The organism is Undibacterium sp. MH2W, assembly GCF_049340215.1.
GTDB lineage: Bacteria > Pseudomonadota > Gammaproteobacteria > Burkholderiales > Burkholderiaceae_D > Undibacterium.
Window position 1 is genome coordinate 1 of record NZ_JBMPPA010000002.1, and the last position, 19,271, is coordinate 19,271.

Here is a 19,271-nt window from a genome sequence, read left to right on the forward strand (position 1 = left end):
AGCCAGGATCAAACTCTTCAGTTTAATCTCTGTTTTTGTGTTCATTTCTGAACCTTGTCCTTGCAGACAAGTCGCTCACTCAAAATACTGACAGTTCCGTCATTCATTGCTGAACGACTTTCCTATTTCTTATTTCTTGTGAAGCATTTGATATTTTTTAAGCATACCGATCTGTTAAAAACACATCGGCGCGCTTTCATCAAGTGCTCACATTTATTGACTGTTAATTGTTAAAGAACCGAATGGTTTAAATTCTTTTCCACTCAAATCAAGGTACTTATTGACCTGATTTAGCAACGAAGCGTTGTGTTCGTTTGCAGCAGAGAAGCGAGATTATGCAGCACTTTATTTACCCTGTCAACTCCCTGACTGCTTTTGCTGTTCTTTCTGATCAATCTTGTCGCTTTCGCGACAACTTCATCAAATCAAACCGCCGGAGTTGCTGGCTGCTGCTTTCTTCTAACTTCCCGTTTTAGCGGGAGGCGAACTATAGCAAAGTTAACCCTCTCGGCGCAAGGGAATATGAAAATAATTTAGATTATTCACTAGAGCAGGCGAGATAACTCGCTCATGTTATGTATCTAGCGCATCAGCTGATTTGAGCACAGATGCGATGGCTCTATCAAACAAACTGGCTGGCTCAACCAATAAGGCGGTGCCACGACTGAGGTGAGTACAAAAGTGGTCGATCGTAATTACTGCGGGAGCGGCATGTGATTTAAAACTAAGTACCATCATGTTCGTGCTATGACCAATCCAGTGAATACATCCTCGCCAGAATTTATCATTCAAACTCATTTCAATGGCAGCCCCTGCCACAAGACGTTGACGCAGAGCGTCAATATCAATAGTCCGAGTAGGAGGGGTCAAGCGGATCTCCGCATCGGGCGTAGCATAAGAACGATATTCTTCCCCCGTCAGCATCATGACATTAAGACCGAGCTCAAATAGGATATCGACGAGGTACTTGCGCATTTCGTCCGCTTTGTCTTCGGTAGCAATATCCGATATGACGAGTGCAGGCTGTTTAATAAAATCGTTAAACGTTGTCCGCACTTTTTGCAAAGACAACTCCGGCTGTGCGTCAGGAGGAGGATTCTGTGCGCGTTGATGCGCATCACCCAACCAATTCAATAAGGCATGCTGCTTAAACTGGTTGAGATCCATGAGCTCCATACCAACCCGAAGGATCTCCATCAGCGATGGCATCATCCGTGAGAATTGCTCCCGATCGTCTTGACTAACTTTGGGTCGAATACTCCAGACGACATCAGGAACAAAAGCGCGAAAATCACTCGCTAATACCGGATCTTTACGATCAGCGGTATTGATAACTTTGACCCACTCGGTTTCAAGAAAGGTGACGAACTGTGCTGGGATGCCGAACGGTACAAGTGCCGCATGCAGACTAATAGCAGTTTGTTCAAATTGGCTATAACGAATTTGTGCTTCTTCGATCGACTTCACAGTCCGTCTGATGGACTTATCCTGGATGCGCAGCTCTCGTAAAACAAAGATGTCAAAACGGTTGATAATGCGTTGGAACAACCCTGGGATCGTGCAATCGTGTTTTGCCAAGGTTTTAAAAATGCGCTCAATGTCGATATCAAACTGTAATTTTTGGGAATCGATGTGTTGCACGCCAATGCTGACTGTCGCGATACGGTTAAGTAATAGGCGTGCCGGATGCTGCCCTGAGCGTAAGAAATCCTTATCGATCAGCGCCAGCTGTAAAAACAGAAATTGGATACGAGCAATCTGGAGGCGGAGTTCAAATGGAATTAAGTAGTCAAATAAGATTGATTCGAATAGTAATGTAACAACATCAATTTTCATTTGCTCTTCACTTGAACGCGCAAGCTGGAATAACACTTCGCGCTCTTGATGAAGCAAATTAATGATGTCACCTTGTGCATTGACCAACTCGCTACGCTGGGGCGTCAGTAATTTGTGCATTAACCCGACAATGGCCGGAAAATCTAATCCAGCAAATGAAAACTTTTCAGACACGCCCCTGACGCCATCAGCAACCGTAGAGGCTGCAGCTTCATGTGCGTGCTGGAGACGCTGAACCAGCGCTCGCATGACAACCACGTTTTGAGTGGCAACTTTCTTCGCTGCAAGCACAGCAGGCGACAATGGTCGGCCACGTGATTTCGTTTCCCAACTCAAATCTTCTTCGGCACCCAAGGCCATCCTTAAGATGTCCCCTAACCCCGCTCCACCCTCAAGCCAAAATAAGGGTTGTGGTTCATGCTCGCTCGAAATGGCATGGTCAGTTGGCGGCCTAGAAAAACCTGCTGTCCCCCGCACAGCCAACAATAATTGCTCAATATTGACCGTATGTTTCGTAATTAACTGTGGAAATGCGTCATTTGTCGCTGCGTACGTGGTCGGAGGGGAAGAGGAAGGTGCGGGCGCAACACGCTTCGTTGGGCGACTAACGCCCAAGTGATGTGATTGCGCATCTTCTAATAATGTGGACAAGCTGACCTTCGGTGCCGCTGGTGGGGTTTTATTGAACTTCAATGACATATTATTCGACACACCGTGCTTCGCCAAATCTGCATTGGCTCGCTGATACATCGTTTTCACGTAGCTGCTCAACGTTTCGCCTATTTGGGTGACAAGAATGCCGGTCAGTGCCGGAGATACGTCTAATGTTTCTACCGCCTCTGAAATAGAGCGCGCTAATAAATAGGGGCGAAACGGATTTTCACGTTCACGAATATCGCTATCGTTGAACATCACTGCAAGGCGAATGTTCAAGTTCACGAGCTCTTCTTCGGCGCAGTCGCGAAACAACTGAACGACGTTGTTGAAGCGCAGGGAATCCTCAAACGCCGACGAGTCGAGAAGACCGATATTTTCTAGAGATAGGGATAATGCAGAAGAAGTTGGACGAAAGGTTTGATATGTCGTTTCAATACTACGGTCCAGCAACTGCCCGATGTGTATGTTTAGCTGACGGATTATCTCTTGGCGATTCTCTTGGAGAATAACGCGGGCATGAAAAATTTCTGCTTTTTCTAGCGGTGAATGACATGCATTCGCTTTCGCAAACAGAGACTCAATCGCTGGCGGAACAATAAATTGAATCGCGCTTTGAAAGCTATTGAGAAACTCTGCCCGTGCACTTTTGAGTAATTCCTTTGGCTGCATACAGATCCTATTGCATAAATTCCTTCATACAATATACAAAATCCGCTTTGTGTTCTGCAAAAATGTGTAAAAAGTGATGAATGACTGATGTCTTTTTTGAGAATCAATCCCTTCAAGCTGCTTTCTTTTTGCGCACAGGAACCTTTTTTGCCGCGACAGCAACAACTTCAGTCACTTCTTCGGCATTTTTTGTTTTCGCGCTAGCCTTCACCGCAGGTGTTTTCGCTTTACGCTCTTCAAATTCAAAACTGACCTTACCGTCTTTTCCACGAACGAGGAACGCTTTGAAAGGGCGGCGTGTGCGCTGTGAAACGAAACCAGGCAACAAATCAGTTTTGCCTTCGCCTAATAACTTCGCCATCTGCTCCGGTAAGATTTCTTGTTGCAGAATAATTCTGCCACTACGGAAATCGCAGGACTTCGGTTTAGCCATCGATTTTTCGCACACATAATTGAGCGGCATTTCGTATACGCCGCTGCCACACTTAGGACATGGGCCTAACGATGTTTGCGCGCTGAAATCTACGCCCTCGCCATCCTCTCCCTCGTCTTGATTCTGACCAAAATCAAATTCCAGCTTGAGATTGTTATGCTCTGTATCAGGCACAATTTTCAACACAGCAGCAAAGGGGCGACCCATTTTCGAGCGGAATCCTTGTAATGGACCAATCTCGCGTTTGGACAATAACTCTTCGACCTCAGCCACTTCGAATTGACGGCTGCCAGGTGTCTTGCTCATTGAAAATTCGCACTTAGTACAAGCAAAGCGACGGTAATTTTCTTTTACAACGCCGCCACAATGAGGACAGGGCGTATGTAGTGTTGCGTAGTCACCAGGAATCGTGTCGTTGTCGTATTCCTTCGCACGTTTGACGATAATTTGCGTCATCTGGGCAATTTCGCGCATGAACTCTTCGCGGCTGATTTTGCCTTTTTCCATTTGCGAAAGTTTGTATTCCCATTCACCGGTTAATTCTGGTGACGTCAGTTCATCGACACCCAATCCCCGCAACAAGGTCATCAATTGTGATGCCTTTGCCGTCGGAATCAGCTCTCGACCTTCACGTAATAGATATTTTTCGGTCAGAAGACCTTCAATAATCGCGGCACGTGTTGCTGGCGTGCCGAGGCCTTTACCTGCCATCGCGTCACGTAAATCACCGTCGTCCACTAATTTGCCCGCGCCTTCCATTGCAGAGAGCAGGGTCGCTTCACTATAACGTGCGGGCGGTTTCGTCACCAGGCCATGCGATGTCACTTGGTCAGCCAAGACCTTCTCGCCCTTGGCGACGGCAACTAAGGTTCCTTTACCTTCGGTGTCTTTTTCTTCTAATGCTTCTTTACCGTAAATCGCTAACCAACCGGCGTTGGTCATGACCTTACCTTCGGTTTTGAAATGGTGTCCGGTTACTTCAGTGATACGCGTTGTGACTTGGAACTCAGCAGCGGGGAAAAACACCGCCATGAAGCGCCGCGTCACCAGGTCGTAAAGCTTTTGTTCTGGCTCAGACAGGTTTTTTGGCGCCTGCCCTGTTGGAATGATCGCAAAGTGATCACTGATCTTACTATTATCAAAAATCCGCTTGTTTGGTTTGACCCAGTTATTGTTGAGGATCTGCGCGGCAAATTGATAATAGTTGTTATTTTCAGAAATGGTACTGAGCGTCTGCTTGACGGTTTCTTGGTAATCTTCTGGCAGATGGCGAGAATCAGTACGAGGGTAAGTCAATACTTTGTGCTTCTCGTACAAAGCCTGTGCAAGACCGAGTGTGTTTTTCGCTGAAAAACCAAATTTGGCGTTGGCTTCGCGCTGTAAGCTCGTCAAATCGAATAAACCAGGTGCCATTTGCGTTGCAGGTTTGGACTCTTCAGTCACATTACCTTGACGACCACGACAAGCAGCGACAATGGTGTCTGCTGCTAATTTGCTCCACAAACGTTCTGCTTTCTTTTCGGGATCATGTTCATCTTTTTTGAACTGTTGATCCATCCACCGCCCTTCATAAATGCCGGCAGCACAAACAAATTCAGCGCGAACTTCCCAGAAGTCACGAGAGACAAATTTTTTAATTTTTTCTTCACGCTCGACAACGATTGACAAGGTCGGCGTCTGAACACGTCCCACAGTAGTGAGATAGAACCCACCTTCTTTGGAGTTAAACGCTGTCATGGCACGTGTGCCATTGATACCAATTAACCAATCCGCTTCCGAACGGCAACGCGCAGCATCTGCCAAGGGCATCATGTCATCATCGCTGCGCAATTTCTGGAAACCATCACGAATAGCGGCGGGCGTCATGGATTGCAACCACAACCGTTTCACTGACTGTTTCGCTTTCGCATGTTGTGCGATCAGCCGAAAAATAAGCTCCCCTTCGCGGCCCGCGTCACATGCGTTAATCATGGCGGATACATCTTTGCGCTTAATCAACTTCGTCAGCACTTTTAGACGTGTTTCGGTTTTTGCGATGGGGTTTAAGGCAAAATAAGGGGGAATCATTGGCAAATGTGTGAAGCTCCACTTGCCACGTTTCACGTCGAATTCTTCTGGTACGGTGATCTCAAGTAAATGACCGACCGCGGATGACAGGACGTAATCATCGGATTCAAAATAATCATCATGCTTGGTGAAACCTCCCAAGGCTTTCGCGATATCGGCTGCGACGGAGGGTTTTTCGGCAATGATGAGCGTTTTTGTCATTTCGTGATTCTCGAATGGTGTTCTGTGCGTGGGAAACAATGTCGAATGTGCAACATTTTTCCTAAATAAGCGTAAGACTAACCTAAATTAGCGGGAAATGATAAGCGTGATGATCTAAAAATCACGATCAATATGCGATTTTTGTCAGAAATCTACGAATATTGAAACGATTAATGTAACAGGCGAGTAGCATTGTCGTCATCTGACAACAATAATTCATCAAACATCAACATATCTGGCTCAGTACCCTGACTCCACAACATCATCAGGACGATGATGCGTAACTTATCTAGCGGTAATGGTGACTCGTTGACAGCCAAAGCGCGTTCGATCACGATTTCTCGTTGCAATGAAGTTAACAAACCGGCAGATTCTAAAAATTGAATAAACCCGATTGCCTCGGTACCTAAAGCAGAGAGCTCAACTTGTGCATAGACGCGGAAGCCACTTGAACTCTTCGGTGCGGGCTGGGTTTCATCCGTTGTCATCGCTAAACCAGTCAGCCAGTCCAACGCTTCAGAAATTTCGTCGTCAGGAAAACCAACCGCTGACAATTTTTTGACCAAGGCTGCCGTATCCGGGCAGGCATCTGGCCGGTAATAAGTTTCGTAGAGGTAAACAAGGATATCAAACATGGCACTACTCTATCTCGTGCAGCAGTTTCGGACAAGTACCTTCGGCGACAATACACCACAGATTTTTGATTTATATTGATTTCCGGCAACACAACAGGGCGACCGGATCCATAAAATAAACTGAAGATTACCAAGAAATAACGAATAAACAAGGAGGCATTGTCCATCATGACAAAAAGTCGCGCGCCTGACGTATTCCGCTGAAATATGAACGATATGAAGGTGTCGTCATCAGATTCTATATATCAAATCGTCGCCTTTACCGCTTTTTTGCGGTTCATCCTAAACGGCGAATCAGCCCCCCAGGCAGGGATTCCACTCTTCCCGCCAGTTCTAGCTCTAATAATTGCGAGGTCAAGGAACCAATATCCAAGCCAGTATGTTGCGCTAACAAGTCCAACGGCTGGGGATCGTGTGTCATTGCTAACAATAGCGTATGCGTTGGCAATGAGTCATGCGATGTCTCCACGTCAGTCGGCGTTGGCGAAGTCGACGCGACTAGCGATACGGGCGTAAAGCGCAACTCTTCAAGAATATCCTGCGCAGACTCCACCAGCTTTGCACCCTGTTTGATGAGATAGTGGCAACCTCGCGCCAACGGAGAATGAATCGAGCCAGGTATCGCGAATACCTCTCGTCCTTGCTCCATGGCCATTCTTGCGGTAATCAATGAACCGGACTGCGCGGCCGCCTCAATGACCAGTACACCCAAGGCCAAGCCCGAAATGATTCTGTTGCGACGGGGAAAGTTGGAAGCAACCGACGGTGATCCAAGTGAGTATTCACTGACAATACAACCCTTATCCACAATAGCGTGTGCAAGATTTCTGTTCTTCGCAGGATACACAATATCAATACCAGTACCAATCACAGCAATCGTTCCGCCAACGCCTCGCAATGCACCCTCATGGGCCGCAGTATCAATGCCAGCGGCAAGTCCTGAGCTGACTGTTAAGCCAGCATGACTCAGTGCTTCCGAAAATTGGCTAGCGTTACGAATGCCCTGCACCGTCGCATGACGACTACCAACCACACCAATACTAGGGGCAGCTAATAGTTCAGGCTGTCCTTTGACGTACAGTAAGATGGGCGGATCTGGGATCTCCAGCAGCATGCGCGGGTAGTGGGGATCAGCTAAGGTAATGACGTAATTATGCGCTTGCTCTGACCACACTGCGGTCTTCTCATACAGCGCCAGCAGATCCGCACTGGGTGGCTGCAGCAAAGCTCTCGCGATTTTAGGACTGACAACGGTCGTTAGTTGTTCGTAACTACAGGCGAATATCTTGTCAGGTAAGCCAAAGGTTTGTAATAGGGCCTTTGCAGTGATGGCCCCCACGCCTGGTGTTTGCTCAAGTCTTAACCAGGCGAAAAAATCAGAAAACAACGACCACCCTCAATACCAAGGAAAACAATTATTGCGGTGAGCGGGCAACGTCACCCACTTTGACGATGTCTTTGACTTGCATAATCAAGCCATAAGACATGGTATCGAATACACGGAAAATAAAGACGTCGCCGTACAATTCATCTGGAAGTTTCACGAGGCGGTTATCATCGGTTTTGTCCCTGATCGTTTCCCCATGACGCTCTAAGGACAAGACAGTGCCGACATCAAGGCCACTCTCACTACCGCGGTTAAGGGCAACGATCTGGTTTTGTCCAGCGACGTTCACACCACCATATACACTCACGACGCGAGATTTGATTTCTTGAGATGGAGGATGAGGGACATAATTAATAATAGGCGTGGGCGGTTGAGGAATCAAACGATCACCGACCGACATTTCTTCTTTTGATTTCACGACAACGAACGTATGCACATCGCCGTCGTCACCAGCTTCGCGATCCAATTTCATTGTGCCAACAAACGCTGCCTCATAGCCGATCACCAATCCAGTGTCCGGATCTTTCAGCGCAACACCTGGTCGGAAGACTTGGAACGACGTACCGCCGTCGAGGTCACCCCGAACGTATGCTTTTTCACCTTGCCCAATGTTGACACGACCTTCACTCGCAGAAATGATGCGTGGTGTTCGGTCAAGTGCGTTGCGCTCGATCACCAGCGGCTGTGACAAAAAAGGATCGATGATTGCGGAAGGAATAGAAGGGATCGCGTCGGCACCAAGCCCCTCAACGCGGGAACGAGGTGTCCATTTAACAACAGGCACGCCCCCAGCAGCACCATCACCGACGCCGCTACCACCGACATTAGCAAGGCGTAGGCGTTGGTTCACGCGATCAAAATAAACGATTTGCCCAGGATAGATCCAGTGAGGGTTACGAATATCCTCTTTGTTCATACCCCAAACTTGGGGCCAGCACCAAGGATTTTGAAGAAACTGCGCAGAGATACCCCACAAAGTGTCACCCCTGACAACCAAATGCTTATCTGGTGCATCAGGCAAAAATGTACATTTGCTATTGTTTGCAATAGCTTGCGCCTGAGCGATCGTCGCTTCCGCAGGAGAAGCAAAAGAAACTCCTTGCGTAAATGAAAGACCTGCGGCGAGGAGGGCGGCGATTGTGCTAAACTTTTTCATGTACATTATCCGATGCAAGATGCTGCAAAACAGCAAACTGGCAAGCACGCAGGCAAACGCCGGCAAAACTTGCCAAATTGAATCAAATTCTGCCCATAAATCCTTGAACTAGCAAGAAAAACAGCGCAATTGCCTCCTCGGCTTGTTGTGAAAAGTCTTATGTCTATATTAAATATTTTGCGTTATCCCGATCCGCGCCTGCATAAAAAGGCAAAACCGGTCACTGTATTCGATGAGCGTTTAAAGAAACTCATCGCTGACATGGCAGAAACCATGTACGACGCGCCTGGTGTCGGTCTCGCTGCGTCGCAGGTTGACGTCCACGAACAACTCGTCGTGATTGATACATCAGAAACCAACGATCAACTGCAAGTCTTCATTAATCCAGAAATCATCTGGGCCAGTGAAGAGAAAAAGGTCTACGACGAAGGTTGTCTCTCGGTACCGGGTGTGTATGACGGTGTTGAGCGACCTGCTGAAGTCAAAGTGAAAGCACTTGATGCGGATGGTAAGCCGTTCGAAATTCACGCTGATGGCTTGTTAGCGGTGTGTATTCAGCATGAGATGGACCATTTGCAAGGCAAAGTCTTTGTGGAATATCTCTCGCCCCTCAAACGCAATCGTATCAAGACAAAGATGATCAAAGAAGAGCGCGAAATCGCTCGCAAAGAGGCCCATCGCCGATGAAAGTCATTTTCGCCGGTACCCCAGAGTTTGCCGCGACGGCACTGGCTGCTTTACATCAAGCAGGGCATGAGATCGTTCTGGTGCTGACGCAACCCGACCGTCCTGCGGGGCGTGGTATGCAATTACAAGCATCTGCCGTCAAGCAATACGCTGTTGCGCACCAGATTCCCGTCGCGCAACCGGTCTCTTTGCGTTTGAACGGTAAGTATCCCGAAGTTGCTGCCGAAGCAGATACCCTGCTGCAAAACACACCACATGATGTGATGGTCGTGGCTGCGTATGGGCTGATTCTGCCGTTATCGATCCTAACAATTCCCCCGCGTGGATGTCTCAATATTCACGGTTCTTTATTGCCACGTTGGCGCGGCGCCGCGCCGATTCACAGAGCCATTGAGGTCGGTGATAAGGAGACGGGAATCACCATTATGCAAATGGAAGAGGGACTCGACACAGGCCCTATGCTTCTCTCGCGTAAGGTGACCATCAGCGACACAGAGACCACGGGCAGTTTGCACGATACTCTAGCGACATTGGGCGGTGAGATGATTGTCGAAGCACTGCGTTTACTGGAACAAGACGCTCTGCCCGCAACAGTCCAGCCAGAAGAGGGCGTCACTTACGCTTCGAAGATCAGTAAAGAAGAAGCCGCGCTCGATTTTCATCAACCTGCCGACGTACTCGCCAGAAAAATCCGTGCATTTAATCCTTTTCCGGGTACACATGCGTCGTATGCGGATAAAGCCATCAAAATCTTCGCAGCACGTGCTATTCCAGATCAGCCACAGACACGGCAGCCAGGTGAGGTGCTCCGTGCATCTGCGCAAGAAGGAATCATTATTTCCTGCGGTCAAGGTTCCCTGCAACTGCTCGAATTACAAAAACCTGGTGGAAAACGTCTGCCGGCAGCCGAGTTTTTACAAGGCTTCCCACTCACGGTCGGTACCGCGCTGAACGTCAAGTGACCAACGCTATGCAGCAAAAAAACGACAGCCGAGGCGATTTTTCAGCCTCGGTTTGTCAATTGAACGTGAAAACATCTGAAACCTTGTTGGTATAGAGCAAATTCTTTGTTGTGCGGTAATACTTGTTGTATTCTCTTAGGCTCAATGATGGTCGTATCGTCTGTTGAGTCGGTCGTAACAAGAATTCAAAAAGGTAAGCGCATGAAGATACTTCTACCCGTTGCCGTGGCTGCGGTTTTACTGACGGGTTGTTCCACGCCGTTTTACGATGTTGCGAAAACAAGTGCCCCTGCCTCAGAAAAAGGAGCAGGAACACCGGTGGCGTCGAATTGGTTGCTGATTGCAAAGGACGTTGCTGATCAAATCAAGTTAGGCACCGACAAAATCGGCGCTCCTGTATTTGTGACGCCACCAGCCCATAGCAGTAAATTCGCGCAGGCGTTTTATACGCAAGTGGTCACGTCGCTGGTTAATCAAGGAGTCACTGTCAGGAAGTTTAACGACGGAACGGCTCAGATTATCGACATTGATACCCAATTGGTGCGTTTTTCAGCTGAGAAAACTGAAAACCGCCGCTTCCTTGGTATAGCGGGGATGGGTACATCGACAGACAACGCCGACGCTGCGCCTAAATACGAAGTGATTGTGACGACCTCACTAATCAAAAATGCGCAATATGTTGCAAGAAGGACGGATGCTTATCCCGTCAACGAATATGACGCATCGCTTTATAACAAAGATGCAGAATTTACTTTTAAAGTCACCGGAGGCCAATAATGTTAAAACAATTTGTACTTGCTGTTAGCTGCGGCGTGTTATTGAGTGCTTGCTCATCAATGAGCGGTTTCGGTGGCAGCAATAGCAACACTTCCGCTTCAGCCCTGTCTTGGAAAGAAGCGGAAACCAACGAATTTATTCCAACAAACCAAAAAGCGGCGGCAGCATTGATTGCAGCAGCGAGCAACTCGTTAGATAAATCACGTCCTCTGATCGTTGCAACACTGGCCAATATCAATGCGTTAGAAGAATCGTCTCCGTTTGGACGGATTGTTGCCGAACAAGTTGCTGGTCAATTCTCACGCTCTGGTTATCAGATGGTGGAAATGAAGTTCCGCGATAAAGTGTTCATTAAACAAAACGTCGGCGAGCTGTTACTGACCCGTGAAATTAAAGAAGTTGCGCAAAACCACAGTGCACAAGCAGTGATCGTTGGTACCTATGCAGAAAGCGAAAAACTGGTCTTCGTTAATTTGAAACTGATTCGTCCAGGCGACAACATCGTTCTGAGTACCTACGACTACGCGTTACCAATGGACAGAACTGTTCGCTCTTTGCTCGGTCACCGTTAATCTTCCTTGCTCGTCGTTCATTCCCCTCATTACATCTCCTCATCACTCATCTTGTTACCGACAGGATGAGTGGCGGTGGATGGATCAGATGGCGTCGATGCTCTAAATAACGATCCTTGTGCGGCATGGCTGATGGCTAATACAGCGGGATGCGTGAGTTTGCGTTGAACAGAAATCGCAAAAAATCGCTCACGGATCTCGTCCGTACTTCCGATCAAATTCACATCGTATTGCCGCATTACCATATCAGCAATCACCGATGGCGCAGCGAACATGCCAGCGCCAGCCTGCCCGAAAGCACTCATCAGTGCGCTATCATCAAATTCCCCCGCAATGCGCGGACGCAATCCTTGTTGGTCCATCCATTGTTGCAAGACGGAACGCATCGCGGCATCTTCTCCTGGAAATAAAAAGGGCGCAGCGTCCAGACATGCGGGAAAATCGGCGGGGTACTGTTGACGTAATGCCGACGTTGCAAAGAAGCTGACCGACGACTCACCTAGTAAATGGTTATACGCACGGACTTTGGTTGTCGCTGGCATCGGACTATCTGAAATCACTACATCTAGCTTGTGCGCGGCAAGGTCGGCCAACAAGATATCAAATTTTCCCTCGCGACAATTGATGCGCAAAGTTTGTGATAACTGCAAAGCGGGTTCCAATAGCTTGTACGCCACAATTTTAGGCACCGCATCTGACACGCCAACACGTAATTGCAATGTCCGCTCGGTGGGACGATGATGTAGTACCTCTTCGAGCTCTTGTCCGAGGGCAAAGATATCCTCCGCGTAACTCAGCACCAGTCGACCCGCCTCGGTTAATGCAAGATTGCGGCCACTCTTACGAAATAGTGTCTCTCCTTGGGTCTGTTCAAACAAACTTAACTGCCCACTAATGGTTTGAGGAGTAAGATGCAGTTGCTCACTGGCGCGAGCAATACTGCCCGCTTTTGCAACAGCCCAAAAATAGTACAGATGCTTGTAATTTAAATTGGACACAATGGACTCATTCTTTATTAACCGTGTTCAGCGTCGTAATTCATCGATTTTTACGAAGTATTTATCAATTATATTCGACTTTTATTACTATTCATTTGCTACTACACTGGTCTTGCTCTTCTAAAGAGCACCAAGACATGTCGCCAGACAGCAATGTCTTTATTATTTTCAGGAGAAAAGTATGAGAATCACTGGTCGTACCACACCACGTAACGTGCAAACTGTTGACTTTACCGACGCAACGGCGAGCGAAAGTTTGAAAGTGCTGCGCAACACCTACATGTTGCTTTCGATGACTTTATTATTTTCCGCGTTGACGGCAGGTCTGACGATTGCTTACGCGATTCCTGGTCCTGGCTCTATCCTCACGCTGGTTGCTTATTTTGGTCTGCTGTTCGCAACGACCAAGTTACGTAACAGCGCTTGGGGTATTTTGTCTGTCTTCGCCTTAACTGGATTTATGGGTTACAGCCTCGGCCCCATTTTGAGTCACTACCTGCATATGCCAGGCGGTACCGCCATTGTGATGACGTCGATGGGCATGACAGGGTTAATTTTCTTGGGTCTGTCTGCTTACGTTCTGATCAGCAAACGTGACTTCAGCTTTATGGGCGGCTTCTTGATGGCAGGCATGATTGTCGTGCTGGTCGCAAGCCTGGGTGCGATCTTCTTCCAGATTCCAGCGCTGTCATTGACGATCTCGGCCGTCATGGTGTTACTGATGTCCGGCATGATTTTGTTCGAAACCAGTAACATCATCAACGGTGGAGAAACAAACTACATCATGGCAACGGTTAACTTGTATGTAACGATTTTCAATCTGTTCATCAGTTTGTTGCAGCTGTTAGGCTTTGTTGAAAGAGAGTAATGATGTTGCATTCCGTCGCTCAACCCTGGATGTGGGTCGTATTTATTGGTTTTGTCTTCGCGATGTTGGCGATTGACGTATTTGCACTGGGTGGCTCACGCGCCCACAAGGTGAGCATCCGGGAAGCGGCGGTATGGTCTCTGATCTGGGTGAGCCTCGCGCTGGGGTTTGATGCGGGGCTCTGGTATTACCTCAAGCAAACGGTAGGCGTTGAGATTGCCTCGGCAAAAGCCATGGAGTTCCTGACTGGGTATGTGATTGAGAAATCACTGTCTGTCGATAACGTCTTTGTCTTTTTGCTGATCTTTGGTCATTTTTCAGTGCCAATTCAATACCAGCGCAAAGTCTTGCTTTATGGCGTCGTTGGTGCGATTGCCATGCGTATTGTGATGATTCTGGCGGGAAGCTGGGTCGTGACGCAATTTGCGTGGGTCATGTATGTGTTTGGCGTATTTTTATTGATCACTGGGGCAAGAATGTTGCGCTCTTCGGGTCACGAAGATAATGTCGACGATAATCCAGTACTGAAATTGGCAAAGAAGCTGTTGCCTTTCACAAACGAATTCCATGGTGAGAAATTCAGTATCCTACGGGACGGTAAGCGCATTTTTACCCCCTTACTGCTGGTACTGATTTTGATCGAAGTATCTGATGTGATCTTTGCCGTGGATTCGATTCCTGCGATTTTTGCAGTGACAACGGACCCGTTTATTGTTTTCACTTCGAATATTTTTGCCATCATGGGCCTGCGTGCCTTGTATTTCTTGCTGGCAGATATGGCTGATCGTTTCCATTTATTGAAATTTGGTCTGGCATTTGTGCTGATGTTTGTCGGTATCAAGATGTTAATTGTTGAGTGGATGCATGTCCCAACCGATGTCTCCTTAATGATCATTGGCTTCTTTCTCGGCGCATCTATTATTGCTAGTTTGCTCAGCACCCGAGCAAAATAAGTCGTCAGCTTCCAATTTGACAAGGTCTGTTTCCATGAAACAGGCCTTTTTTTTGGTATCAATGATTTCTGTCGGCATCGACCTTACGCAGACATCGTATATCGATCTAACCACAATGTATAAGCAAAAACCCGTAAAACGGCCACCTATTGCGTCCAAGCCATTGATCTGACGTATAATTTACGCTCTCAGCGCCGATTTGAGATTCAGATTGCGGGCGCGTAATAAGTGCTGCTAAAAGGACGTCGCCCGATCCGCCTGCATGCACAAGCCGATCGGGTTTTTTGCTTTTTGCGAGTGAACATCATGAATTTATCCCTGCCCATCTCTGCCACCGAAACCCGTTTGCGCGATATTTTGCGTCAACGCATCATGATCTTGGACGGTGCGATGGGGACCATGATTCAACGCTACAAGCTGACGGAAGAAGACTATCGCGGCGAGCGCTTTAAAGATTTTGTCGTACCGGGCAAAGAACTATTCGTCAAAGGTAATAACGAGTTATTAACCTTAACGCAGCCGCACATCATTCAAGAAATTCACGAACAGTATCTGGCGGCAGGTGCGGATCTGATTGAGACGAATACGTTCGGTGCAACGACGGTGGCACAAGACGATTACCATATGGCGCATTTGGCCTATGAGATGAACGTGCAAGCAGCCAAAATCGCTCGCGCTGCATGTGACAAGTACGCAAGCCCCGATAAACCACGCTTTGTCGCTGGGGCACTGGGTCCAACACCAAAAACGGCTTCCATTTCTCCGGACGTCAACGATCCGGCAGCCCGGAACGTGACCTTTGATCAATTGGTCGCTGCGTACCTAGAGCAAACGCGTGGTCTGGTCGAGGGTGGTGCCGACGTCTTATTGGTCGAGACCATCTTCGATACGCTCAACTGTAAAGCGGCCTTATTTGCTATCGATCAGTTTTTTGAAGAAACAGGCCAAACATTACCTATTATGATTTCGGGTACAGTGACCGATGCGTCAGGACGTATTCTGTCAGGTCAAACAGTACCTGCATTTTGGAATTCAGTCCGTCATGCCAAACCGCTCACGATCGGCTTAAACTGTGCGTTGGGAGCAGCATTAATGCGCCCCTACGCGGAAGAGTTGTCGAAAATTGCGGATACGTTTGTGTGTATCTATCCTAATGCCGGATTGCCCAATCCAATGAGTGACACGGGCTTTGATGAATTGCCTGCGGATACATCAGCGTTATTAAAAGAATTTGCAGAAGCTGGCTTTATTAACATCGCTGGCGGCTGCTGCGGAACCACGCCACCGCACATCAAAGCAATCGCCGATATCCTACAAACACAAGCACCGCGGGTTGTACCAACGATCGAACCAGCGATGCGTTTATCCGGATTAGAGCCCTTTACGATTGATGCACAATCCTTGTTCGTCAACGTCGGTGAACGAACCAACGTCACAGGGTCGAAAGCTTTTGCTCGTTTGATTTTGAATGAACAGTATGACGAAGCCTTAGCCGTTGCACGCCAGCAAGTTGAAAATGGCGCACAGGTGATCGACATCAATATGGACGAGGCAATGCTGGATTCTCAAGCAGCGATGACGCGCTTTTTGAATCTCATTGCCTCAGAGCCAGATATCGCCCGCGTACCACTGATGATCGACTCCTCCAAATGGTCTGTCATTGAAGCAGGCTTGAAATGCGTGCAAGGCAAAGCAATTGTTAACTCTATTTCGATGAAAGAAGGCGAAGCGGAGTTTTTGCGTCAGGCGACTTTATGCAAACGCTATGGCGCGGCAGTCATTGTTATGGCGTTTGATGAAACAGGCCAAGCCGATACCTACCAACGCAAAATTGAAATTTGCGAACGTGCTTACCGCTTGTTGGTCGATAGACTCAACTTTGATCCACAAGATATTATTTTCGATCCGAATATTTTTGCGGTGGCAACGGGTATTGAAGAGCATAACAACTATGCCGTCGATTTCATTGAAGCGACACGCTGGATCCATCAGCATTTACCTGGTGCGAAAATCAGTGGCGGCGTCTCCAACGTCAGCTTCTCGTTCCGTGGCAATGACCCAGCTCGCGAAGCAATCCACACTGTCTTTTTATACCATGCGATTCAGGCAGGGATGACAATGGGTATCGTCAATGCAGGAATGATTGGCGTCTACAGTGAACTCGATCCTGAACTGCGTGAGCGCGTTGAGGATGTTGTGCTCAATCGCCGCGCGGATGCAACAGAACGGATGATTGAATTTGCGGCGACCTTAAAAGCCGGTGGTAAAAAAGAAGAAGCGACCCTCGAATGGCGCAATGAACCCGTCGCAAAACGTTTAGCGCATGCGATGGTACACGGTATTACGCAATGGATTGTTGAAGATACCGAAGAAGCGCGTCTCGAGATCATGAACGGTGGTGGTCGTCCGATTCAAGTGATCGAAGGTCCGCTGATGGACGGTATGAATATCGTCGGCGATCTGTTTGGCCAAGGCAAAATGTTTTTGCCACAAGTCGTTAAGTCTGCGCGGGTCATGAAGCAGGCGGTCGCGCATCTTGTGCCGTTTATTGAAGAAGAAAAAAAGCGCAGTGGCGATAATAAGCCAAAGGGAAAAATTGTCATCGCCACTGTCAAAGGTGACGTCCACGACATCGGTAAGAACATTGTCACCGTGGTCCTGCAATGTAATAACTTTGAAGTCGTCAATATGGGCGTCATGGTGCCTTGTTCAGAAATTTTGGCGAAAGCAAAAGCCGAAAATGCCGACATCATCGGTCTATCAGGCTTGATCACACCTTCGTTGGAAGAAATGGCTTATGTGGCCAAAGAGATGCAACGTGATCCCCATTTCCGCATGATGAAGATTCCGTTAATGATCGGCGGCGCCACCACAAGCCGTGCCCATACCGCCGTCAAAATTGCACCGAACTACGAAGGTCCCGTCGTGTACGTTCCCGACGCCTCTCGTTCTGTATCGGTAGCACAGTCCCTGCTGACACCAGAGAGCCGTGATCAATACATTGCCGATCTGGGGACAGATTATGAGCGCATCCGCGTCCAGCATGCGAATAAAAAAGCGACCCCAATGCTCACGTTGGCACAAGCACGTGCCAATAAAATGAAGTTACGATTTGATGGTGAGAACACACCGATCAAACCTAAATTTATTGGTCGCCGTGTATTTAAAAATGTGGATTTAGCGACACTAGCAAACTACATTGATTGGGGTCCATTTTTCCAGACTTGGGATTTAGCAGGTCCGTATCCAGCGATTCTGACCGATGACGTTGTTGGCGAAGCGGCGAGTAAAGTCTTCGCTGAAGGTCAGGCGATGTTGAAGAAGATCATTGAAGGACGCTGGCTCACTGCCAACGGCGTGGTGTCATTGTTGCCGGCAAATTCGGTCAACGACGATGACATTGAAATTTATACAGATGATCAACGTACGAACGTGGCATTCACGTATTACGGCACACGCCAGCAAACAGAAAAGCCGGTCATTGACGGTGTTGCCCGTCCTAACCAATGCTTATCCGATTTCATTGCCCCCAAAGACAGTGGCATCGCCGATTACATCGGTATGTTTGCCGTCACTGCAGGACTAGGAATCGAGAAATACGAAAAACGTTTCGAAGAAGCCCATGACGATTACAGCAGCATCATGCTCAAATCGCTTGCCGATCGTTTAGCAGAAGCATTTGCCGAATACCTGCACGAACGCATTCGGACAGATCTCTGGGGTTATGCCGCCAACGAATCGCTCAGCAACGCCGAGTTGATCGAAGAAAAGTACACAGGTATTCGCCCTGCGCCTGGTTATCCAGCCTGTCCTGAACATACCGTTAAAACAGAGATGTTTAAACAAATGCAGTGCGAAGAAATCGATATGTTTATCACGGAATCGTGGGCCATGATTCCGGGTGCTGCTGTCTCAGGTTTCTATTTTGCACACCCAGAATCGAAATATTTCAGTGTCGGTAAGATTGGTGACGATCAGGTCAGTGATATGGCGAAACGACGTGGTGTTCCTAAAGAGGACGTTGAACGCTGGTTAGCACCTAACTTATAAAACTGTTTCCACGACCCAAGTGCCTCTGGCGCTTGGCCGTCTTACAGTGAAGCGAAGGAGAAGTGATGAAACAATCACTTCTCCTTTTTTTTGCTCCGGAAAACAAATAGTTTGTCGACGATATGCGAAGCAAATAGTTTCCTAAAAGAAAGAATGATAAACTACAATCACTTTTTTTAATATTTCTTTGCAAAAATGCACTTTTTAGCATATTACGTAGAGAGACATTGACGAAGGCAATTGTGTGGCTCATCGACGAGAAAAATGATCCGGTTTGTTGCTTCATACCGAAATATAGTGATTTTTTTACAATTACTTACTGTATCATCATGTTAATAAGTTGCATTTAGTGAAAATATCAAA

General features: G+C 47.7%; 13 protein-coding genes. 7 read left to right on the forward strand and 6 right to left on the reverse strand.

Going from position 1 to position 19,271, the window contains the following annotated elements; genetic code table 11:
- Positions 1–573: 573 nt before the first annotated feature.
- From ACO0K2_RS04460 to ACO0K2_RS04480, 5 genes are all read right to left on the reverse strand, one after another.
- Positions 574–3,162: a DUF1631 family protein gene (locus tag ACO0K2_RS04460; protein ID WP_423016186.1), complete on the reverse strand. Its 2,589-nt coding sequence runs from the start codon at positions 3,160–3,162 to the stop codon at positions 574–576.
- Positions 3,163–3,274: 112 nt separating this feature from the next.
- A complete protein-coding gene (locus tag ACO0K2_RS04465; protein ID WP_423016188.1) occupies positions 3,275–5,863 on the reverse strand; it encodes a DNA topoisomerase III in 2,589 nt (862 codons plus the stop codon).
- Positions 5,864–6,033: 170 nt separating this feature from the next.
- Entirely contained in the window at positions 6,034–6,498 is a 465-nt protein-coding gene (locus ACO0K2_RS04470; RefSeq protein ID WP_423016190.1) for a DUF494 family protein, read from the reverse strand.
- Positions 6,499–6,775: 277 nt separating this feature from the next.
- Positions 6,776–7,885, reverse strand: a complete 1,110-nt coding sequence (gene dprA, locus ACO0K2_RS04475; RefSeq protein ID WP_423016192.1) for a DNA-processing protein DprA — start codon at positions 7,883–7,885, stop codon at positions 6,776–6,778.
- 28 nt (positions 7,886–7,913) lie between these two features.
- A complete protein-coding gene (locus tag ACO0K2_RS04480) occupies positions 7,914–9,041 on the reverse strand; it encodes a LysM peptidoglycan-binding domain-containing protein (RefSeq protein WP_423016194.1) in 1,128 nt (375 codons plus the stop codon).
- 159 nt (positions 9,042–9,200) lie between these two features.
- On the opposite strand from ACO0K2_RS04480, the gene def reads away from it, so the two are divergent.
- From def to ACO0K2_RS04500, 4 genes are all read left to right on the forward strand, one after another.
- Positions 9,201–9,728, forward strand: coding sequence for a peptide deformylase (def, locus tag ACO0K2_RS04485; RefSeq protein WP_423016196.1), 528 nt, complete (start codon positions 9,201–9,203; stop codon positions 9,726–9,728).
- Positions 9,725–10,690 carry a methionyl-tRNA formyltransferase gene (fmt, locus tag ACO0K2_RS04490; protein WP_423016198.1) on the forward strand — a complete coding sequence of 322 codons (966 nt, stop codon included), beginning with the start codon at positions 9,725–9,727 and terminating at the stop codon, positions 10,688–10,690. Before def ends, fmt begins: the two co-directional genes overlap by 4 nt.
- 201 nt (positions 10,691–10,891) lie before the next feature.
- Positions 10,892–11,467, forward strand: coding sequence for a hypothetical protein (locus ACO0K2_RS04495; RefSeq protein WP_423016200.1), 576 nt, complete (start codon positions 10,892–10,894; stop codon positions 11,465–11,467).
- Positions 11,467–12,039 carry a FlgO family outer membrane protein gene (locus ACO0K2_RS04500; RefSeq protein WP_423016202.1) on the forward strand — a complete coding sequence of 191 codons (573 nt, stop codon included), beginning with the start codon at positions 11,467–11,469 and terminating at the stop codon, positions 12,037–12,039. Before ACO0K2_RS04495 ends, ACO0K2_RS04500 begins: the two co-directional genes overlap by 1 nt.
- A 29-nt stretch (positions 12,040–12,068) precedes the next feature.
- Here ACO0K2_RS04500 and nhaR read toward each other — a convergent pair whose 3' ends face one another.
- The gene (nhaR, locus tag ACO0K2_RS04505; RefSeq protein ID WP_423016204.1) at positions 12,069–13,037 is read right to left on the reverse strand and encodes a transcriptional activator NhaR; all 969 of its coding nucleotides are present in this window, start codon (positions 13,035–13,037) and stop codon (positions 12,069–12,071) included.
- Between the two features lie 181 nt (positions 13,038–13,218).
- Between nhaR and ACO0K2_RS04510 the strand changes: the two genes are divergently transcribed.
- The 3 genes from ACO0K2_RS04510 to metH all read left to right on the forward strand — a co-directional run bounded on the left by ACO0K2_RS04510 (position 13,219) and on the right by metH (position 18,908).
- The gene (locus ACO0K2_RS04510) at positions 13,219–13,905 is read left to right on the forward strand and encodes a Bax inhibitor-1/YccA family protein (RefSeq protein ID WP_423016206.1); all 687 of its coding nucleotides are present in this window, start codon (positions 13,219–13,221) and stop codon (positions 13,903–13,905) included.
- Positions 13,905–14,858, forward strand: a complete 954-nt coding sequence (locus ACO0K2_RS04515) for a TerC family protein (RefSeq protein ID WP_423016208.1) — start codon at positions 13,905–13,907, stop codon at positions 14,856–14,858. Before ACO0K2_RS04510 ends, ACO0K2_RS04515 begins: the two co-directional genes overlap by 1 nt.
- Positions 14,859–15,164: 306 nt before the next feature.
- On the forward strand, positions 15,165–18,908 hold the full coding sequence (gene metH, locus ACO0K2_RS04520; protein ID WP_423016210.1) for a methionine synthase: 3,744 nt from the start codon (positions 15,165–15,167) through the stop codon (positions 18,906–18,908).
- Positions 18,909–19,271: the final 363 nt, after the last annotated feature.

What these genes read in the sequence shown, in the direction of transcription:
- ACO0K2_RS04460 (WP_423016186.1), bottom strand. Translation starts at nt 3,162, where the DNA reads ATGCAGCCAAAGGAATTACTCAAAAGTGCACGGGCAGAGTTTCTCAAT.
- ACO0K2_RS04465 (WP_423016188.1), bottom strand. Translation starts at nt 5,863, where the DNA reads ATGACAAAAACGCTCATCATTGCCGAAAAACCCTCCGTCGCAGCCGAT.
- ACO0K2_RS04470 (WP_423016190.1), bottom strand. Translation starts at nt 6,498, where the DNA reads ATGTTTGATATCCTTGTTTACCTCTACGAAACTTATTACCGGCCAGAT.
- ACO0K2_RS04480 (WP_423016194.1), bottom strand. Translation starts at nt 9,041, where the DNA reads ATGAAAAAGTTTAGCACAATCGCCGCCCTCCTCGCCGCAGGTCTTTCA.
- def (WP_423016196.1), top strand. Translation starts at nt 9,201, where the DNA reads ATGTCTATATTAAATATTTTGCGTTATCCCGATCCGCGCCTGCATAAA.
- fmt (WP_423016198.1), top strand. Translation starts at nt 9,725, where the DNA reads ATGAAAGTCATTTTCGCCGGTACCCCAGAGTTTGCCGCGACGGCACTG.
- ACO0K2_RS04495 (WP_423016200.1), top strand. Translation starts at nt 10,892, where the DNA reads ATGAAGATACTTCTACCCGTTGCCGTGGCTGCGGTTTTACTGACGGGT.
- ACO0K2_RS04500 (WP_423016202.1), top strand. Translation starts at nt 11,467, where the DNA reads ATGTTAAAACAATTTGTACTTGCTGTTAGCTGCGGCGTGTTATTGAGT.
- ACO0K2_RS04510 (WP_423016206.1), top strand. Translation starts at nt 13,219, where the DNA reads ATGAGAATCACTGGTCGTACCACACCACGTAACGTGCAAACTGTTGAC.
- ACO0K2_RS04515 (WP_423016208.1), top strand. Translation starts at nt 13,905, where the DNA reads ATGATGTTGCATTCCGTCGCTCAACCCTGGATGTGGGTCGTATTTATT.
- metH (WP_423016210.1), top strand. Translation starts at nt 15,165, where the DNA reads ATGAATTTATCCCTGCCCATCTCTGCCACCGAAACCCGTTTGCGCGAT.